Consider the following 19062-nt stretch of genomic DNA (forward strand, 5'->3'; position numbering starts at 1 on the left):
CTAGAGCGCGGGCGCGCGGGACAGCAGCGGGCCGCCCCACCGGCTCTCGAATGCCTTCTCCACGGCGGCGCCGACCCGGTAGCAGCGGTCGTCGGCCAGGACCGGTGCCATGACCTGCAGTCCGACCGGCAGGCCGTCCTCGTCAGCCAGGCCGCACGGCACCGAGATCGCCGCGTTGCCGGCCAGGTTGGTCGGGATCGTGCACAGGTCGGCGAGGTACATCGCCATCGGGTCGTCGGCCCGCTCACCGATCGGGAAGGCGGTGGTCGGCGTGGTCGGCGATACCAGCACGTCCACCTGCTGGAAGGCCGCCTCGAAGTCCCGCATGATCAGCGTGCGGACCTTCTGGGCCTGCCCGTAGTAGGCGTCGTAGTAGCCGGACGACAGGGCGTAGGTGCCGAGCATGATGCGCCGCTTGACCTCGGGCCCGAAACCGGCCGCCCGGGTCAGGGCCATGACCTCCTCGGCGCTGCGGGTGCCGTCGTCGCCGACGCGCAGGCCGTACCGCATGGCGTCGAAGCGGGCCAGGTTGGACGAGCACTCCGAGGGCGCGATCAGGTAGTACGCGGGCAGCGCGTAGGAGAACGTCGGGCAGGAGACCTCGACGACCTTGGCCCCGAGCGACTCAAGCAGCTCGACGGCCTCGTTGAACCGGGCGAGCACGCCGGGCTGGTAGCCCTCCCCGCCGAACTCCTTGACCACGCCGACCCGCATGCCCGCCACGTCGGCGTGCCGCGCGGCCTCGACCACCGGCGGGACCGGCGCGTCGATCGAGGTCGAGTCGAGCGGGTCGTGGCCGGAGAAGGCCTCGTGCAGCAGCGCCGCGTCGAGCACGTTGCGGGCGAACGGCCCGGGCGTGTCGAGCGAGGACGCGAACGCGATCAGCCCATAGCGGGACGAGCCGCCGTACGTCGGCTTCATGCCGACGATGCCGGTCACCGCGGCGGGCTGGCGGATCGAGCCGCCCGTGTCGGTGCCGGTGGACAGCGGCGCCTCGTAGGCGGACACCGCGGCCGACGAACCTCCGGAAGAACCGCCCGGAATCCGGGACAGGTCCCAGGGGTTGTGCGTCGGCCCGTACGCCGAGTTCTCCGTGGACGACCCCATGGCGAACTCGTCCAGGTTGGTCTTGCCGAGGATCACCAGGCCGGCCTCGCGCAGGCGGCGGGTCACGGTCGCGTCGTACGGCGGGCGCCAGCCTTCGAGGATCTTCGAGCCTGCGGTCGTCGGCATGTCGGTCGTGGTGAACACGTCCTTGTGCGCGATCGGCACCCCGGCCAGCGGCCCGAGCGTCTCGCCGGCGGCGATGCGCTCGTCGACCGAGCGCGCCTGCGCCAGCGCGGACTCGGCGTCCACGTGCAGGAAGGCGTTGACCCGGCCGTCGACCTCGGCGATCCGGTCGAGATGGGCCTGGGTGACCTCGACCGCGGTGACCTCTCGGGAGGCGACCAGCGCGCCGAGCTCGGCGGCGGTCTTGCGAATCAAGCTCATTCTTCCTCCCCGAGGATCCGCGGCACGCGGAATCGGTCGTCCTCCACCGCGGGCGCGCCGGACAGGGCGCCCTCCGGCGTGAGGCCGGGCCGTACGACGTCGGGCCGGAACACGTTGGTCAGCGGAAGCGCGTGCGAGGACGGCGGGATGTCGTCGGCCGCCACCTCCGCGACACGGGCGACGGCGCCGACGATCTGGTCGAGCTGGGCGGCGAAGTGGTCGAGCTCGTCGTCGGCCAGTGCCAGCCGGGACAGCCGGGCGAGGTGAGCGACCTCATCGCGGGTTATGGCGGACATGAGTCGTCGAACCCGTTTCATGATGGAGATTGGACCTACCCATCCTAGGGCTCGTCGCCGAGCGCGGCCGAACCGGCGACGGCGCGTCACATCCTCTTAACGCGACTCCCGCGCCGAGGCCGACGCCCTGCCGCGCCCTCCCCAGCGCGGGCGGGCCGGCGCGGGCGGCGCGGCGCCGACGGCCCGGCACGACAGATCAGCGCGGCTGCCCACTGTGGAGACCCACTGTGGCCGCCCAGCGCGGCTGTTCAGCGCGGCTGTCCAGCGCGACGGGTTCAGCGCGACGGGTTCAGCGCGACGGGTTCAGCGCGACGGCAAAACGCGATCACGCGGCATGGCGGTTCGGTGCTGCCGCCCAGCGCGGCTGCCCGGAGACCCAGTGTGGAAGCTCGGTGTGGAAGCTCGGTGTGGAAGCTCGGTGTGGAAGCTCGGTGTGGCGGTTCAGTGTGGCGGTTCGGTGCTGCCGCCCAGCACGGCTGCCCGGAGACCCAGTGTGGAAGCTCGGTGTGGCGGTTCGGTGTGGCGGTTCGGTGTGGCGGCTCGGTGTGGCGGTTCAGTGGGGCGCGAGGCGGGCTCCGCCGGTCTCGCGGTCGCGGAAGGCCGCGCTGAGCCGGCCGCGCAACCAGGTGGTCGCCTCGCTCGCCGGCATGGGCTTGGCCAGCCACCAGCCCTGGCCCGCGTGGCAGCCCATCTCCCGCAGCAGCGTCGCGACCTCCGGTGACTCGACCCCCTCGGCGACCGACCTCAGCCCGAGGGACCGTACGAGGTCGATGATCGAACGGACGATCCGCTCGTCGTCCTGCGACTCCCCGAGCCGCCGTACGAACGACGCGTCGATCTTGACCTCGGAGACCGGGAGCCGCTGGAGCCGTACCAGGGAGGAGTAGCCGGTGCCGAAGTCGTCCAGGGCCAGCTGGATGCCGAGGCCGGCCAGGGTGCGGATCGCCTCGGCGCTGTAGGCCTGATCGGTCATGAGAATGCGTTCGGTGACCTCCAGCCGGATGGCCTCGGGAGGCAGGTCGAGCTTCTCCAGCCCGGACTCCAGTTGCTCGGGCAGGCTCGAATCCAGCAGGTCGCGGGCCGACACGTTGACGGAGACCGGCACGTCGATCCCCGCATGCCACCAGCGGGCCGCCTGCTGCAGCGCGTGGCCGATGACGTGCTGGGTGAGCTCGCGCATCAGGTAGGACTGCTCGGCCAGCGGGATGAACTCGGCGGGTGAGATCGGCCCGCGCACCGGGTGCCACCAGCGCAGCAGCGCCTCGACGCTCTCGACCCTGCCGTCCTCCAGGCTCACCTTGGGCTGATAGTGGAGCTCCAGCTCGTCGGCGTCGATCGCCCGGCGCAGGTCGCCGAGCAGGCTGAGGCGTTCCGGCGAGTTGCGGTCCTTGCCCGGCAGGTAGAACTCGACGCCCGTACGGCCCTCCTTGGCGAGGTACATCGCCACGTCGGAGCGCTGCATGAGCAGTTCGAAGTCCGGCGCGTGGTCGGGATAGAGCGCGATGCCGATCGACGCGTCGAGATCGAATGTCATCCCCTCAAGGCGTACCGGCTCGGTCAGCGCGACCCGCAGCCGCGAGGCGACCTCCCTGGCCGCGTGGGCGTCCCTGATCGACGGCAGCAGCACCGCGAACTCGTCCCCGCCGAGCCGGGCGACCACGTCGCCCGGCCGCACGCTGTGGGTGAGCCGGTGGGCCACGATCTGCAGCAGCCGGTCGCCGACCGGATGGCCGAGCGTGTCGTTGACCTCCTTGAAGCGGTCGAGGTCGAGCAGGAGCAGCCCCACCCGCTCGTGCTCGCGCGCCTCGGCCAGGGCTTCCTCAGTGCGCAGGATGAGCATCTTGCGGTTCGGCAGGCCGGTGAGCCCGTCATGGGTGGCCTGGTGGTCGCGGCGGAGCGAGAGCGTCGCGGTGAAGTAGACCGCGGCCAGCGGCGCGACGAAGAGCGGCACCAGGGCCGTGGAGTGCGCCATCACGACCACGACAAGGGGCGCGAGCCCGAGCAGCGCCCCGTAGACGAGGGCCTGCGGGCCGATCGACGCCTTCATCACCCGGGCCAGCGGCCGGCGCTCGTGCAGCGCCACCGCCTGGCAGACCAGGATCGCGCGGACCGCGAAGTACGCCGTGGCGGCCACCGCGATGGCCGGGATGTCCGCGCCGTCGGGCGTCCGGGGCGTGAGGGGCGCCGCATGCGCGCCGAACGCGGCGAAGGCCCCCGCGGCCGCCACGCAGGCCAGGGTCACCTGGGAGAGGTTGAACAGCACCCGGTGCCAGGCCCTGCGATGCACCAGCCCGCTGACCACCACGGCGACCGCCTGCATCAGCGCCGCCGTCGGCAGGCCCTGGTACATCAGCACGGCGAAGGTGAACATCGTCGATGCCGGCGTGCCCCCGACGAGCGTCGAGGAGCTGAACATGACCGGGCGCAGCTCGCCCAGCACGACCAGGACCGTCAGCATCCAGAACAGCGGAGTGCGGGCCACCTCACCCAGTTCGCCGAAGCCGAGCCGCACCTGCGCGATCACCAGCGCGGTGACGCCGACGGCGGTGACCGCCGTGAGGTAGGCCCACAGGGGCGAGCCCGGGCGCGGTCCGGTGTCCCGGGTGTCGACGGGCGTGGACATTTCGCCCAGGTCGACGGCGGGCAGGAGGACACGTGGCACCCCGGCAAGCGGCATAAGACCGCGTGAAAGCGTCATCGGTAAGAAACCCCCCAAGAGGTCACTATGGGAGGGTACGACCTCTGGGCCACTTCGCGAAACCGCTTGGGCACACTCCGTCACCATGATTTCTGGAGATATCACGGTCTGGCCGGAGTTGGGGTGAAAGTTTCAACTGCTCCACAGGTCCACTCCCCCGCCCGCCTGCGCCTACTAGGTTGGCCGTCCAAACAAACCCTGAGCGACCCTTCTTGGACCCGCTGTCTGCTCCCTACCATCCAGAGACATGTGGGAGCGCTCCCACTCTACCGGACGGAGTATTTCCATGTCTCGCAGATTGACGGCAGCTGTACTCACAGCGGTCGCCACGGCCGCGGTGGGAGCGTCCGTGCTCACCTCCTCCGCCGCGCAAGCCGCCGACTCCGAGTTCTACGTCGACCCGACGACCAACGCGGCCAAGTGGGTGGCCGCCAACCCCGGTGACAGCCGCACCCCGGTGATCAGGGACCGCATCGCCGCCGTCCCGCAGGGCCGGTGGTTCGCCAGCTACAACCCCTCGACCGTACGCAGCCAGGTCGACGCGTACGTCGGAGCCGCCGCCTCCGCCGGCAAGATCCCGATCATGGTCGTGTACGAGATGCCGAACCGCGACTGCGGCGGCGCGAGCGCGGGCGGCGCGCCCGACCACTCGTCGTACCGCGCCTGGATCGATCAGGTCGCCGCGGGGCTCGGTGGGCGGCCCGCCTACATCATCCTGGAGCCCGACGCCCTGGCGATCATGCCGAACTGCATGAACTCCTCGCAGCAGGCCGAGGTCCAGGCCTCCATGGCGTACGCCGGGAAGAAGTTCAAGGCCACCTCCCCGAACGTCAAGGTCTTCTTCGACGCGGGCAACGACGCCTGGGTGGGCGCCTCCGACATGGCCAACCGGCTGCGCGGCGCCGACATCGCCAACAGCGCGGACGGCATCGCCCTCAACGTCTCCAACTACCGCTTCACCTCGGGCGCTGTCTCCTACGCCAAGAGCGTCATCTCGGCCACCGGCTACTCCTGGCTGAAGGCCGTGATCGACACCAGCCGCAACGGCAACGGCCCGGTCGGCACCGAGTGGTGTGACCCGGCCGGCCGCGCCACCGGCACCTGGAGCACCACGAACACCGGCGACTCGGCGATCGCCGCCTTCCTCTGGGTCAAGCCTCCGGGCGAGTCCGACGGCTGCATCGCCCCCGCGGGGCAGTTCGTGCCGCAGCGGGCCTACGACCTGGCGATAGCCGCCCCGTACACCCCCTCGCCGTCTCCGTCGCCGTCGCCGACCCGGTCGCCGTCGCCCTCCCCGTCCCCGTCCCCGTCCCCGTCCCCGTCGCCGTCCCCGTCCCCGTCGCCGTCTCCGTCGCCGTCTCCTTCTCCGTCGGCCTCGCCGACCTTCCCCGGCAACGGCGGCTGCACGGCGACCTACAAGGTCATCAGCTCGTGGCAGGGCGGCTTCCAGGGTGAGATCACCGTGACCAACGCGGGATCTTCGGCGATCAACAACTGGACCGTGAGCTGGACGATGCCCGGCGGGCAGTCCATCACCCAGTCGTGGAACGCCAACCTGACCGGCAGCACCAATGTCACGGCCTCGAACCTGAGCTGGAACGGCAACCTCGCCCCCGGCGCGAGCACCGCGTTCGGCTTCCTCGGCAGCTCCAGCGGGACCCCGTCCACCCCGTCTCCGCTGGTCTGCACCACGGCCTGATCCCCGCCGCATAGTCCAGCCGCATAGTCCAGGCGTGCCGTACGGACTCCCCACCCGTACGGCACGCCTTCGTGGGTTCCGTGTCCAGGCCGCCGTCTCCCAAGGCGCCGGGGGGCCGGGCACTCGTTGCTGACGCGTCGGCTCGGCTCCTGGCCGGACCTACAGGCGGGTCATTCCTCGTGGGCGCGCTCGTAGGCGAGCCGGATCTCGGGGCGGAGCCTGCCGCGATCGGACACGTCCAGGCCGTTGTTCCGGGCCCATCTCCGGATCTCCGCTGTCGTCGGGCCGTTGCTCGCGGACGGCGTGTGCCGCCGAAGGTCCGGAGCCTGCGCATCGGTCGCGGACGGCGTGTGCCGCCGAAGGTCCGAAGCCGGCGTCTCAGAAACCGGCCGCCGCGATGGGCCCGCCCCCGGCGTCTCATACGCCTCGCCGTCTTCCGCAGGCATGATGGCCAGCGCGTACGCGGCGGCCAGGAAGCGATAGGTCCATTCCTCGGCGAGTTTCCTGGTCTCGCAGAACACGATCGGGACACCGGGGAAGGTCACTTGCAGTTCGGCGATGCCGTCGGCCACCACCGCGGGCCGGACACGGTCGAGTTTGAACACCTCCGAGTAGCGGTCCTCGACCACGACGGCGGCGCGCGGCAGCGCGGCCAACTCGGTGAGCTGGAATTTCAACCGTGAGTTGAGGAGGCTGGCCACGAGGTCGGGCAGGCTCTTGCGCTCGACGGCGGCCCATACCCGGCCGTCTCTCTCGACCGCGTAGTCACCGGCGGGCAGGCGGCGCTTGTCGATCTGGACCTGCTGCGAGGCGAAGCGGTAACCGTACCGCTCACCGCTGTCCACGACGATCGGCAGAGCGGCGATGCCGGAGGCCCGCGCGGTCGGAGTGCGGACGCCCGGCCTGGCCTGCTTGCGCACCCGGGCCGTCTGCCAGAAGATCGCGTCCCGCCCCCGGGCGGTGGTGTAGACGATCTGCGACCGGTTCTCCCTGCCGCGGTCGAGAACCAGGTCGATCGCGGCGCCCCGCCGTACGCACTGGCGGACCGGCACGCGCTCGATCACCTCCGGCTCGGCCGGCCACTCGTCATCGCCGGCCGGGTAGCAGTAGATCGCCCTCTCGCGGGGCCATGTCCCGCCCGCGCGCAGCACCAGACCCGCCGCGCCCAACGGCACGCGAATCAGGTACGGCAGGCGGGAGTCGGGGTCTGGATTGCGGACGATGACGAAGTCACGCTGCACGCCTGTATTCTCCCTGCTCCGCCGCCCTCCTCCAGGCCTCCTTCACAATCCGCAGGAACGTCCCCGGCGGCCCACGGCGGAACGAAGCCTGAACGGTTGAGTCTCGGACGACTCGGCGGGATCACCGGCGACGGTCCCACCGATCGCCGCGGCGTCCCAGTCACGCCGAACCATGCCACCGCTTCGCCGTGGGCCGGATGGGCTTCGTCCGCGAGGGCTGCCACCGGTTCGCGGCCGCAGTCTTCCGGGGGCATGCGCAGATCAGTCGCCGGCCGGAACAGGCACCGCGGCGCCGGACACCCGAACCCTGGTGTCCCCGTCCCGCAACTCCACCCGCAGCAGGCCGGGCCGTCCCATGTCCACACCCTGGTGCAGGGTCAGCACGGCGCCGGGACCGGCCTTGCCGAGCTCCCGCAGGTACGCGCCGAAAGCGGCCGCGGCGGCCCCGGTGGCCGGGTCCTCCACGATCCCGCCGACGGGGAACGGATCACGCACCTGGAAGGTGTCCGCCGACTCGCGCCACACCAGTTGCAGGGTGATGAGATCCCGTTCGGTCATGTAGCGCGCCAGCCCCGGGAAGTCGTAGTCCAGATCGGCCAGGCGCTCGCGGGTGGCGGCGGCCAGGACGAGATGGCGCGACCCGGCGTACGCGATCCGCGGGGGCAGCTCGGGATCGAGCTCGTCGATCCGCCACCTCAGCGCGTCGAGCGCCTGTGCCACGTCGTCCTCGCCGACCGGCTCGACGTACGGATCCACACTGGTCAGCGTCGCCCACAGCACGCCGTCGTCGTCCGCCGCCACGTCGACGGGTACGGTTCCCGCCTTCGTCTCGAAGACCAGGCCACCCGGGCCGATCCGCTCGGCCAGCGCGACCGCGGACGCCACCGTGGCGTGCCCGCAGAACGGCACCTCCCGCTTCGGGCTGAAATAACGGACGGCGAACGTCCGGCCGGCCTCGGTGAGACGCGCGGGAGCCTCGCTCAGAAAGGCCGTCTCCGGGTGGCCCACCTCTGCGGCGACGGCGAGCATGTCCGCGTCGTCCAGACCTGCGGCGTCGAGCACCACTCCGGCCATGTTGCCGCCGGCGGGATCGGTGGTGAAGGCCGCGTAGTGCATGACTTCGGCTATCGGCATCGCAGAACTCGGCATGTCTCGGCCAACGGCATAGCAGTTGGCCATGTTCCCCTGAGTGATGGCGTTGAACTGCCTCTCCAGGAGTGCCTGGGCACGCCGGAACGGTGATCCTCAAGGCGAGGCCGGTCGTCCAGGTGCCCGCGAGGCCCGGATCCGGAGGACGCCCCTCGGTCCCGTCGGCCCTGCCTCAGTGGCTCTACAAGGTGCGGCTCAATAAGGTGCGGCTCACTCCTCGGGGGTGAGGGCGACGGCGCGGGCGGCGTCGGGGCCCTTGTCGAGGAGGACGTGGAAGCCCTCCTCGTTGAGGATCGGGACGCCGGCCTTGACCGCCTTGTCGTACTTCGAGCCGGGGTTGTCACCCACCACCAGGAAGCTCGTCTTCTTCGACACCGACGAGGTGACCTTGCCGCCCCTGGCGCTGATGGCCTCGCTCGCCTCGTCGCGGCTGAAGTCCGACAGCGTGCCGGTGACGACGAAGGTGAGTCCCTCCAGCGGACGCGGGCCCTCGTCCTCGGGCGACTCGTCGGCCATCCGGACCCCGGCGGCCCGCCACTTCTCGATGATCTCCTGGTGCCAGTCGACCGCGAACCACTCCTTGATGGTCGCGGCGACCCTTGGGCCGATGCCCTCGACCGCCGCCAGCTCCTCCTCGGACGCGTTGGCGATGGCGTCGATCGAGCGGAACTCCGCGGCGAGCGCGCGGGCCGTGGGCGGGCCGACGTGCCGGATCGACAGCGCCACGAGCACCCGCCACAGCGGCTGGTCCTTCTTCTCCTGCAGTTGCTGGAGGATCAGCTCGGCGTTCTTGCTCGGCTCGCCGGAGACGGTGGCGAACAGCGCGACGACCTTCGGCTCGCCGGTCTCCGGGTCGGTCTTCGGCAGGCCCGTGTCGGGGTCGCGGACAACCGTCCTGATCGGCAGCATTTTCTCGATGGTCAGGTCGAACAGGTCGGCCTCCGTGCGGAGCGGCGGCTCCTGCGGCGGCAGCGGCTGGGTCAGCGCGGTCGCCGCGACATAGCCCAGCCCTTCGATGTCGAACGCGTTGCGCCCGGCGGCGAAGTAAACCCGCTCACGAAGCTGCGCGGGGCAGGAGCGGGCGTTCGGGCAGCGCAGGTCGGCGTCGCCCTCGCGCTCGCGGGCCAACTCGGTGCCGCACTCGGGGCAGTGCGTGGGCATCACGAACTCCCGCTCGTTGCCCTGCCGCAGCTCCACAACGGGCCCGACGATCTCGGGGATGACGTCGCCCGCCTTGCGCAGCACCACGGTGTCGCCGATCAGCACACCCTTGCGCGCCACCTCCGCGGCGTTGTGCAGCGTCGCGCGCTCCACGGTGGACCCGGCCACCGTCACCGGCTTCATCACGCCGAACGGCGTGACCCGGCCCGTCCGGCCCACCCCGACCTGAATGTCGAGGAGCTTGGTGGTGACCTCCTCGGGCGGGTATTTGAACGCGATCGCCCAGCGCGGGGCCCGGCTGGTGGACCCGAGCTGCCGCTGAACGGCAATACGGTCGATCTTGACCACCACACCGTCGATCTCGTACTCCGGATCGTGGCGGTGCTCGTCGTAGTAGGCGATGAACTCGCGGATCTCGTCGAGGCTCTTGACCACCTTGTAGCGGTCGCTGACGGGGAGCCCGAACTCACGCAGCCGCTCGTAGACGGCCGACTGGGTGGCGGGCAGCGGACCGTCGCCCTCCCACTTGCCGACGCCGTGCACGATCATCCGCAGCGGGCGCTGCGCGGTGACCCGCGGGTCCTTCTGCCGCAGCGATCCGGCCGCGGAGTTGCGCGGGTTGGCGAACGGCGGTTTGCCCGCGTCCATGAGCTGCTCGTTGAGCTTCTTGAAGCCCTCGACCGGCAGGAAGACCTCGCCACGCACCTCCAGCAGGTCGGGCACGTCGTCTCCGCGCAGCCGGTGCGGCACGTCGGCGAGCGTGCGGATGTTGGGGGTGACGTCCTCGCCGGTGCGCCCGTCGCCCCGGGTCGCGCCGCGCACCAGGCGGCCCTTCTCGTACACCAGGGCCACGGCCAGGCCGTCGATCTTCAGCTCGCACAGGTAGGGCCCGGGGTCGGCCTCGATCAGCCGCTCCGCCCTGGCCTGCCAGGCGGCGAGGTCGGCGTCGTTGAAGGCGTTGTCGAGGCTCTCCATCCGCGTGAGATGGGTGACGGGGGCGAAGTCGGTGGAGATCTGCGCTCCCACCTTCTGCGTGGGCGAGTCGGGCGTGCGCAGGTCGGGATAGGCATCTTCCAGCGCCCGGATCTCCCGCATCCAGCCGTCGTATTCGGCGTCGCTCACCGTCGGCGAGTCGAGCACGTAGTAGCGCCAGTTGGCTTCCTCGATCAGCTCGGCGAGCTCGGCATGCCGCTCCCGTGCCTCGGCCGGCGCGCTCTGTCTCTCTCCGCCGGCGCTCGATGCTTCCCCGCTCGCGCTCTGCGCCTCTCCGGTGGCGCCCTGTGTCTCCCTAGTGGCGCTCTGTGGTTCCCCGCTGGCGCTCTGTGGTTCCCCGCTGGCGCTCTGTGGTTCCCCGCTGGCGCTCTGTGGTTCCCCGCTGGCGCTCTGTGGTTCCCCGCTGGCGCTCTCGGCGGCGTTCGTCACGCGCTCGACCTTGCGTGCGGCCTCCGCGTGCCCGCTCGCCGTGTCTCCGGACGCGTCCCCGGGCGCGACGCCGTCGAACCCGCCAGCCTCGTCAGCCCTGTCGGTCACGTCGCACGTCTCCCCTCGTCAGACACCCAGGGCAACCGTATCTCCGGCGACCGACAGTTCGCGATGGACAGTGCGCGATGGGCAGTGCGCGATGGGCAGTGCGCGATGGGCAGTGCGCGATGGGCAGTGCGCGATGGGCAGGGGGCGGGAGCCGCACCGAGGACGTGGGCGACTCCCGCCGGACCGCTCGCCGAGGTGCCGCTCCAGACCCCGCGGCCCCTCGCTGCAAGAGCGATCGAGAATTACGGTAGACCGCTTGCAGCCCACTTTCATTCCCTTTTGTCCGCTGTACTCGGACCGGTCGCCACCGCCGACGTCACTCGCCGGGGTCCTCCCGGAGCACCCGGGCCGCGTCCCGGCACCGGGCCAGCGCCGCCTTGGCGTACGCGGGCGAGGCCCCGGCCAGGCCGCAGGCGGGGGTGAGCACGACCTGCTCGGCGAGCCGGGCGGGCGGGAAGCCGAGCCGCCGCCACAGCTCCACCGCCGGCTTGGCCACCACCCCGACATCGGCGAGCCGGGTGTCGATACCCGGCACGACGCCGAGGAACATCGCGAGCCCCTTCTCGATCGTCTCCCCGATGTGGTCCTCGTCGCGACGGCGCAGCAGCGCGGCGTCCACCGACACGCCCCGCGCCCCCGCCGTACGGATGACCTCGTACGGCACGTCCGGCGCGCAGCAGTGCACGACGGGAAAGGCGGGCGCGAGCGCGGACAGCACGGCCTTCAGCCGCTCGGCCGCGATCGGGGACTCGACGGCGGGCAGCCGCCCGAAGCCCGACGCGGTCGGCACCGTGCCCGCGAGCACCCCGGGCAGCCCCGGCTCGTCGATCTGGACGACGACGTCGGCTCCCGGAATCCGCCGCCGCACGTCCGCAACGTGCTGCGCCAGCCCCTCGGCCAGCGACTCGGTCAGGTCGCGTACGGCTCCCGCGTCGGCGAGCACCTTGTCGCCATGCCTGAGCTCGATCGCCCCGGCCAGCGTCAACGGCCCGCACGCCTGGATCTTGAACGGCCCCTCGTAGCCCTGGGAGACCTCCTCCAGCCCGTCGAGGTCGCGAACGAGATGGTCTCTGGCCCGCTTGAAATCCCGCCCCGGCCGGTCGGTGAGCCGCCAGCCGGACGGCTGCACCTCGACGGGCAGCTCGACCAGCAGCGACGCCGTACGGCCGATCATGTCGGCGCCGACGCCACGGGCGGGCAGCTCGGGCAGGTAGGGCATGGGCAGCTCGCCGAAGGCCGTTCTGACCGCCTCCAGGTGGTCCTCGCCCGGATAGGACCCCACCCCTGTTGCCGTGGCCTCGCTCCACGGATACTCGCTCACGGTGACTAGCTTATGGATTATGAAACTCACCAAACTCGGTCACGCGTGCTGGCGGCTGGAGAAGGACGGGCGGACCCTCGTCATCGACCCCGGCTCGTTCAGCGGTCAAGGGCTCCTCGACGGCGCGGACGCCGTGCTGATCACTCACGAGCACTTCGACCACGTGGACGTCAACCTGTTCAAGAACGCGAGCCCTGACCTGGAGGTGTACACCTGCCAGGCCGTCGCCGACCAGCTCGGTCAGGTCCCGGGCAAGGTCCAGGTGGTCACCCATGGGGACGCCTTCGACACGGCGGGATTCCATGTGCGGGCGGTCGGCGAGTGGCACGCGGTCAACCTGCCCGACGTCCCGCCCGTGCAGAACGTCGGTTTCTTCGTGGACGACGAGGTGTTCTATCCCGGTGACGCGCTCACGCCTCCGGGCGCGGACGTGCCCACGCTGCTCGTGCCGACCAACGCGCCGTGGCTGAAGGGCGCGGAGATGATCATGTATCTGCGCTACGTCCGGCCCGCGCGGGCGTACTCGACCCACGACGGGCTCGTCAACGACATCGGCGCGACGCTGATCGACAACTGGCTCGGCATGGAGGCCGGCCGGCAGAAGGCCGACTTCCGCCGGATCCCCGTCGGGGAGTCCGTCGAGATCTCCTGAGCTCAGACGGCCGAGGCGATCGTGGCGGAGCCGATGACGGCATCCCCGTCATACAGAACGGCCCCCTGACCCGCCGCGACGCCGGTCGCCGGGCGGTCGAGCCGGATGTGCAGCTCGCCGCCGGACACCTGGGCACGGCAGCCGTACACCTCGCCGTGCGCCCGAAGCTGCACCGTGCAGGTGATCGGGGCGAGCGGCTCCGGCAGCCGCCCGTTCCACACCGGCCGCTCCCCCACGATGGAGGTCACCTCCAGGGAGGAACGCGGCCCGACGGTGACCGTGTTGGACACCGGCTCGATCGACAGCACGTAACGGGGCCTGCCGTCGGCGGCCGGCTGGTCGATGTGCAGGCCCTTGCGCTGCCCGATCGTGAAGCCGTACGCCCCCTGGTGGCTGCCGACCACCCGGCCGGTGAGCGCGTCGACGATCGGCCCCTCGGCCGCGCCGAGCCGCTCGGCGAGGAACGCCCGGGTGTCGCCGTCGGCGATGAAGCAGATGTCGTGGCTGTCGGGCTTGTCGGCGACGGTCAGCCCGCGCCGCGCCGCCTCCTCGCGCACCTGCGCCTTGGTCGAGCCGCCCAGCGGGAAGATCGCGTGCGCGAGCTGCTCGCGGGTGAGCACGCCCAGCACGTACGACTGGTCCTTGGCGTCGTCGACGCTGCGCCGCAGCACGCCGTCCTCCAGCCGCGCGTGGTGGCCGGTGGCGACGGCGTCGAAGCCGAGCGCGAGCGCCCGGTCGAGCACCGCCTCGAACTTGATCTTCTCGTTGCAGCGCAGGCAGGGGTTGGGGGTGCGCCCGGCGGCGTACTCGCTGACGAAGTCGTCGACCACGTCGCGATGGAAGCGTTCCGCCATGTCCCACACGTAGAAGGGGATGCCGATGACGTCGGCCGCCCGGCGCGCGTCGCGGGCGTCCTCCAGGGTGCAGCACCCGCGCGCGCCGGTGCGATAGGACTGCGGGTTGGACGACAGCGCCAGATGGACGCCGGTCACGTCGTGCCCCGCCTCGGCGATCCGAGCGGCGGCCACCGCGGAGTCGACCCCGCCGGACATGGCCGCGAGGACGCGAAGCTTTCGTGTGGAACCCATAACAGTTCGAGGTTACCGCCCGCGGAGCCGCGCCCGCGTTGGCATCGGGGCGGGCGGGCTGGGAGGATGCGGGGTCATGCGACTGTTCGGGCGCAAGAGCGAGTCCGCCGACCCCGCCGAGGCCATAGCGGCCTTCTGGACCTGGTGGGACGAGGCACGTCCCCAGATCGACGCGCACGTCGAGGCGGAGGACCCCGAGGCCCTGTTCGAGATGATCGGCCCCGCCGTCACCGCCCTTCACCCCTCCCTCGTCTGGGAGATCGCTCCCGGCCGCATGGCCGTGAACGCCCTGGTCGTCAGCGCGTCGAACGACCCGGAGCTGCGGCCGTTCGCCCACCGGTGGGCCCTGGCCGCGCCGCCCGCGGACGCGATGTGGGAGTTCTATCCGTCGCGGCAGGCGAACCCGCAGGCCGCCGATCTGACGGTCGACGTCGGCGGGCGGGAGTTCGGGCTCGACCGGCTGGTGGTGGCCTTGCGCGTGCCGCCGGGCTCGCCGCGCGTGGACGTCACCGCGTTCCACCCGATCTTCCCCGACGTGGACGACGACACCCGGACGGAGGCGGCCTTCCTCGCGCTCGACTGGCTGCTGGGCGAGGACGAGGTGGCCCGCTGGGTCGGCGAGATCGTGGCCGCCGAGTTCGAGCCGATCGACGCGCTCCCCGCGATCCACCTGCCCTCGGTCGTCGCCGAGGTGGCGGAGGAGTTCAAGGAGGAGCAGTGGGCGCTCCTCGAAGGCCGCACCGCCACCGGCGGACGGCTGACCGCGACCGCCCGCTATCCCCTCAGGCCGGTCGACTTCCCGCTGTTCGACCAGCACATCACCGTCACCCTGCCCTACCGGGAGGCCGACGGCGACGGGCTGCCGGCAGGGGCCTCCCTGGACGCGCTGGGCGAGTTCGAGGAGCGGCTGAACGAACGGCTGGCCGCGCTCGGCTCGGCCGTCCTGGTGGCCCACCTGAGCGCCGACCGCAGCCGGGTGATGCACCTCTACGCCGACCCCGCGGCGGCCGTGCCGTCCGTCGTCGAGGAGGTCGCCGCCGGGTGGAAGGAGGGGCGCGCCCACGTCGACGTGGCCGAGGACCCCTCCTGGAGCGCGGTGGCCCACTTCCTGACCTGAACCGGGAATAGAGCGCGTTTCACGCCATAACGGGCGGGCACCCCGCGATAAGACGCGACGCGCGGGCGAGCGCCCGCGTTCCGCCCGTTCCCCGCAGGCTGCGGGGCCGATCCGGCGAGGGATTGGGGTCGGACATGGCTCAGCGCACACTGGACCGGTTGCTGAACGCGATCGAAGGCGACGGCCGCCTCGACCGGCCCGGTCATCGGCTGGAACAAGGCCTCGGCTTCGCCGAGAACCTTCTCGGGGTCACCCAAGGCCGCGCCCGCGGCCTCCTGCACGGCGTCTGGCTGGGGCACCCGCTCCACCCGGCGCTCACCGACATCCCGATCGGGTCCTGGACGACGGCGCTGGTCCTGGACCTCACCGGGCAGAAGCGCGCGGCGCGCACGGCCGTGGGAGTCGGCATCGCGGGTGCGCTGGCCGCGATGGCGACCGGCCTGCACGACTGGCAGTACACGCACGACAACGCCCGGCGCATCGGCATGGTCCACGGCGCGCTCAACACGGTCGCCCTCGGCCTGTACGGCTGGTCGTGGCTGCAGCGGGGCCGGGGACACCACCTGCGGGGACGGCTCGCCACCCTGCTCGGCTATCCCCTGATCATGGCCAGCGGGTTCCTGGGCGGCACGCTCGTCTTCCGCCACCGGATCGGGGTCGACCAGAGCGTCGGGCAGCACGAACCACGTCGCTTCACCCGCGTGCTGGCCGAGCGCGACCTGGCCGACGGCAGCCCCCGCCGGGTGCGGGCGGGCGACGTGGAGGTCGTCCTGGTCCGCGCGGACGGCCGCATCCACGCCCTGGAGAACGCCTGCCCGCACCTGCGCGGCCCGCTGTCGGACGGCTGGCTCCGGGACGGCGCCCTCACCTGTCCCTGGCACGGCAGCCAGTTCGAGCTGTCCAGCGGGGAGAGCCTGAACGGCCCGGCCACCGCACCGGCGCCGTGCTTCCAGACCCGCGTACGCCACGGGTGGATCGAGGTGCGCCGCGCGCCGGTCGTGGCCACCGCGCCGCCCGGCAGCGCGCTGGTCCACCAGCAGGAGGTGCAGCCGTGAGGAGAAGGTCATCGGCGCTCACGGAGGTGCGTGAGGCGCCCTCCCTGCAGGAGCGGAAGACGGCGACGCGGGTGCTCGTGGAGCACCACGAGGTGCTGCGCGGCCTCCTGCGGGAGCTGGCGGAGACGCCGCGCTCCGAGCCCGGACGGCGGCGGGCGCTCACCGACGAGCTGTTCGACGAGCTGTGGATGCACGAACGGATCGAGGAGGACGTCTTCTATCCCGCCGTGCGCGACATCACTCCGGCCATCGCGGCGGCGTGGTCCGAGCACCGCCAACTCACCGACCAGCTCGCGGCGCTCGTGCGGGCCGACCCGAGCAGCGAGCGGTTCGACCGGGAGCTGGGCGTGCTGCACGACGTGCTGGTGTCACACGCCCACCTGGACGAGGAACTCCGGATGTTCCCCGAGGTCGAGCGCTTCGCGGACGAGGAACTGCTCGTCGACGTGGGCGACAGCCTCCAGACCCGCCTGGACCAACTGCGCTCGTCACAGCGCATCCGCGCGTTCCTCCGCCTGGAGCGGGCGCTGCTGCGCCGTACGGCCCGATAGCCGGGCGTGATCACGGGTCGGCCTCGCTCCGGCCGGTCGGGATTTCGCCGCGGGCGACCTCGAGGAATCTTGTGACCAGGGGGTTCCGGTCGTCGCGACGCCAGGCCGCCGCGACGGCGGTGCGTGCGTCGTTCGGCTCGATCCGGCGGTAGGCGACACCTTTGAGGCGGATCCGGCGGATGCTCGCCGGGGCGAGCGACACTCCCAGTCCTGCCTCGACGAGCGCGCAGACCGTCTGCCATTCGATCGCCTGCCGGCCGAGGCGGGGTTCGAAACCCGCGCTGCGGCACACGTCGAGGATACCGAGCGACGCATGATCATGAGTGGATCCACCTTCGAAGAGGAGATCGGCTACGCGCGGGCGGTGATCGACGGCGACTGGGTGCACGTGTCCGGGACGACCGGGTTCGACTACGCGACCATGACGATCTCCGCCGACGTGGTCGAGCAGGCCGAGCAGTGCCTGCGCAACGTCGAATCGGCGCTGGCCGAGGCGGGTTGCTCGTTCGCCGACGTCGTCCGGGTCAGATATCTGCTGCCCGACCGTGCGGACTTCGCGCCGTGCTGGCCGACCCTGCGCCGCTGCTTCGGCGACGTCCGCCCAGCCGCGACGATGCTCGTGTGCGGACTCTCCGATCCCCGCATGAAGTTCGAGATGGAGGTCTGCGCACGACGGCCCGCAGCGCCGAGGCCCGCGGCCGCTGCTCGCTGACCGGCGGGACGAACGCCCCGCGAGTCGCCTCGTACGCGCTGCCGGGGAAGCCGTCGAGGCGCGGGCATCAAGGGACGATCAGGGCGGGTTATGACAGGCCGGCGCGGCGGGCGCGCTCGACCACGTGCCCGATGACCCCCGCGACCCGGTCGACGTCCTCCTTCACCGAGGTGTGACCGAGGGAGAAACGCAGCGAGCCGCGGGCGCGCGCGCCGTCCTGGCCCATGGCGAGCAACACGTGGGACGGCTGGGCGACCCCGGCCGAGCAGGCCGAGCCCGTGGAGCACTCGACGCCCTTGGCGTCGAGCAGCATGAGCAGGGCGTCCCCCTCGCAGCCGGGGAACGAGAAGTGGGCGTTGCCGGGCAGCCGGTTCACCGGGTCGCCGTTCAGCACGACGTCGGGCACGGCCAGCCGTACGCGCTCGATCAGGTCGTCGCGCAGCGCCGACAGCCGCTCGGCCGTGGCGGGCTGCCGCGCGACGGCCGTCTCGACCGCCGTGGCGAACCCGGCGATGGCCGGCGCGTCCAGGGTGCCGGAGCGGATGTCGCGCTCCTGCCCGCCGCCGTGCAGGACGGGCACCGGATCGACGCCCCGGGCCAGCAGCAGCGCCCCGACGCCCACGGGACCGCCGACCTTGTGACCGGAGACGGTCATGGCGTCCACGCCGGACTCGGCGAACGACACCGGGAGCTGGCCGACCGCCTGCACCGCATCGGTGTGGAAGGGGATGCCGTATTCGTGGGCGATGCCGGCCAGCACGCGCACCGGCTGCACGGTGCCCACCTCGTTGTTGGCCCACATGACGCTCACCAGGGCCACGTCGTCCGGGTCGCGGGCGATGGCCTCGCGCAGCGTCTCCGGATGCACCCGGCCCCGCTCGTCCACCTCCAGCAGCTCGACCCGGGCGCCGTGGTTGTCGCCGAGCCAGTGGGCGGGATCGAGGGCGGCGTGGTGCTCGACCGAGCTGATGAGGATCCTGGGCCGCTTCCTCGCCCAGAACAGGCCCTTGATGGCGAGGTTGTCGGCCTCGGTGCCGCCGGCCGTGAACACGACCTCGCTGGGCCGGGCGCCGAGCGCGCACGCGATCGTCTCGCGCGACTCCTCGACGACCCGGCGGGCCCGGCGGCCCGCCGCGTGCAGGGACGAGGGATTGCCGACCTGACCGAGCTGGGCGGTCATCGCCTCGATCGCCTCGGGCAGCATCGGCGTGGTCGAGGCATGGTCCAGATAAGCAGCTCCCACGACCCCTCCCAAACACGTGATCCAGCCCACCAAGCGTATCCGGGCGGGCGGAGATCCC

The 19062-nt window shown here is 71.7% G+C and carries 16 protein-coding genes; 6 read left to right on the top strand and 10 right to left on the bottom strand.

The genetic code is table 11. From position 1 onward, the window contains the following. The 3 genes from gatA to HCK04_RS07245 form a co-directional block, all read right to left on the bottom strand. A complete protein-coding gene (gene gatA / locus HCK04_RS07235; RefSeq protein WP_142646138.1) occupies positions 1-1491 on the bottom strand; it encodes an Asp-tRNA(Asn)/Glu-tRNA(Gln) amidotransferase subunit GatA in 1491 nt (496 codons plus the stop codon). After that, a complete protein-coding gene (gene gatC / locus HCK04_RS07240; protein WP_142619286.1) occupies positions 1488-1787 on the bottom strand; it encodes an Asp-tRNA(Asn)/Glu-tRNA(Gln) amidotransferase subunit GatC in 300 nt (99 codons plus the stop codon). The genes gatA and gatC overlap by 4 nt, the downstream gene beginning before the upstream one ends. A gap of 553 nt (positions 1788-2340) precedes the next feature. Next, the gene (locus HCK04_RS07245) at positions 2341-4410 is read right to left on the bottom strand and encodes an EAL domain-containing protein (protein WP_142646342.1); all 2070 of its coding nucleotides are present in this window, start codon (positions 4408-4410) and stop codon (positions 2341-2343) included. A 361-nt stretch (positions 4411-4771) separates the two neighbouring features. On the opposite strand from HCK04_RS07245, the gene HCK04_RS07250 reads away from it, so the two are divergent. Beyond that, on the top strand, positions 4772-6184 hold the full coding sequence (locus HCK04_RS07250) for a glycoside hydrolase family 6 protein (RefSeq protein ID WP_142646140.1): 1413 nt from the start codon (positions 4772-4774) through the stop codon (positions 6182-6184). Between the two features lie 170 nt (positions 6185-6354). Here HCK04_RS07250 and HCK04_RS07255 read toward each other — a convergent pair whose 3' ends face one another. The 4 genes from HCK04_RS07255 to HCK04_RS07270 all read right to left on the bottom strand — a co-directional run bounded on the left by HCK04_RS07255 (position 6355) and on the right by HCK04_RS07270 (position 12586). Further along, complete coding sequence (locus HCK04_RS07255; RefSeq protein WP_142646142.1) at positions 6355-7425, bottom strand: histone-like nucleoid-structuring protein Lsr2; 1071 nt, start codon at positions 7423-7425, stop codon at positions 6355-6357. A 261-nt stretch (positions 7426-7686) separates the two neighbouring features. Next, on the bottom strand, positions 7687-8559 hold the full coding sequence (locus tag HCK04_RS07260; RefSeq protein ID WP_142646144.1) for a PhzF family phenazine biosynthesis isomerase: 873 nt from the start codon (positions 8557-8559) through the stop codon (positions 7687-7689). A gap of 225 nt (positions 8560-8784) precedes the next feature. Then, positions 8785-11265 (bottom strand): NAD-dependent DNA ligase LigA, encoded by a 2481-nt coding sequence (gene ligA / locus HCK04_RS07265; RefSeq protein WP_260617151.1) that lies wholly within the window; start codon positions 11263-11265, stop codon positions 8785-8787. Positions 11266-11581: 316 nt separating this feature from the next. After that, positions 11582-12586, bottom strand: coding sequence for a methionine synthase (locus HCK04_RS07270; protein WP_142646146.1), 1005 nt, complete (start codon positions 12584-12586; stop codon positions 11582-11584). A gap of 19 nt (positions 12587-12605) precedes the next feature. Here HCK04_RS07270 and HCK04_RS07275 point away from each other — a divergent pair, with 19 nt between their 5' ends. After that, positions 12606-13238, top strand: coding sequence for an MBL fold metallo-hydrolase (locus HCK04_RS07275; protein ID WP_142646148.1), 633 nt, complete (start codon positions 12606-12608; stop codon positions 13236-13238). Between the two features lie 2 nt (positions 13239-13240). Here the strand turns inward: HCK04_RS07275 and mnmA are convergent, their stop codons facing one another. Then, entirely contained in the window at positions 13241-14326 is a 1086-nt protein-coding gene (gene mnmA, locus HCK04_RS07280) for a tRNA 2-thiouridine(34) synthase MnmA (protein ID WP_142646150.1), read from the bottom strand. Between the two features lie 76 nt (positions 14327-14402). On the opposite strand from mnmA, the gene HCK04_RS07285 reads away from it, so the two are divergent. The 3 genes from HCK04_RS07285 (at position 14403) to HCK04_RS07295 (ending at position 17049) form a co-directional block, all read left to right on the top strand. Next, on the top strand, positions 14403-15443 hold the full coding sequence (locus tag HCK04_RS07285) for a DUF695 domain-containing protein (protein WP_142646152.1): 1041 nt from the start codon (positions 14403-14405) through the stop codon (positions 15441-15443). A gap of 134 nt (positions 15444-15577) precedes the next feature. Continuing rightward, positions 15578-16498, top strand: coding sequence for a Rieske 2Fe-2S domain-containing protein (locus HCK04_RS07290; RefSeq protein ID WP_142646154.1), 921 nt, complete (start codon positions 15578-15580; stop codon positions 16496-16498). Then, on the top strand, positions 16495-17049 hold the full coding sequence (locus HCK04_RS07295; protein WP_168065708.1) for a hemerythrin domain-containing protein: 555 nt from the start codon (positions 16495-16497) through the stop codon (positions 17047-17049). The genes HCK04_RS07290 and HCK04_RS07295 overlap by 4 nt, the downstream gene beginning before the upstream one ends. A gap of 10 nt (positions 17050-17059) precedes the next feature. Here the strand turns inward: HCK04_RS07295 and HCK04_RS07300 are convergent, their stop codons facing one another. After that, positions 17060-17341 (bottom strand): LysR family substrate-binding domain-containing protein, encoded by a 282-nt coding sequence (locus tag HCK04_RS07300; RefSeq protein ID WP_260617152.1) that lies wholly within the window; start codon positions 17339-17341, stop codon positions 17060-17062. Between the two features lie 21 nt (positions 17342-17362). Here HCK04_RS07300 and HCK04_RS07305 point away from each other — a divergent pair, with 21 nt between their 5' ends. Further along, positions 17363-17761: a RidA family protein gene (locus HCK04_RS07305; protein ID WP_142646158.1), complete on the top strand. Its 399-nt coding sequence runs from the start codon at positions 17363-17365 to the stop codon at positions 17759-17761. An 88-nt stretch (positions 17762-17849) separates the two neighbouring features. Here the strand turns inward: HCK04_RS07305 and HCK04_RS07310 are convergent, their stop codons facing one another. After that, entirely contained in the window at positions 17850-19004 is a 1155-nt protein-coding gene (locus HCK04_RS07310; RefSeq protein ID WP_142646160.1) for a cysteine desulfurase family protein, read from the bottom strand. Positions 19005-19062 lie beyond the last annotated feature (58 nt).

This window comes from Microbispora sp. CL1-1 (genome assembly GCF_012034195.1).
Lineage (GTDB): Bacteria > Actinomycetota > Actinomycetes > Streptosporangiales > Streptosporangiaceae > Microbispora.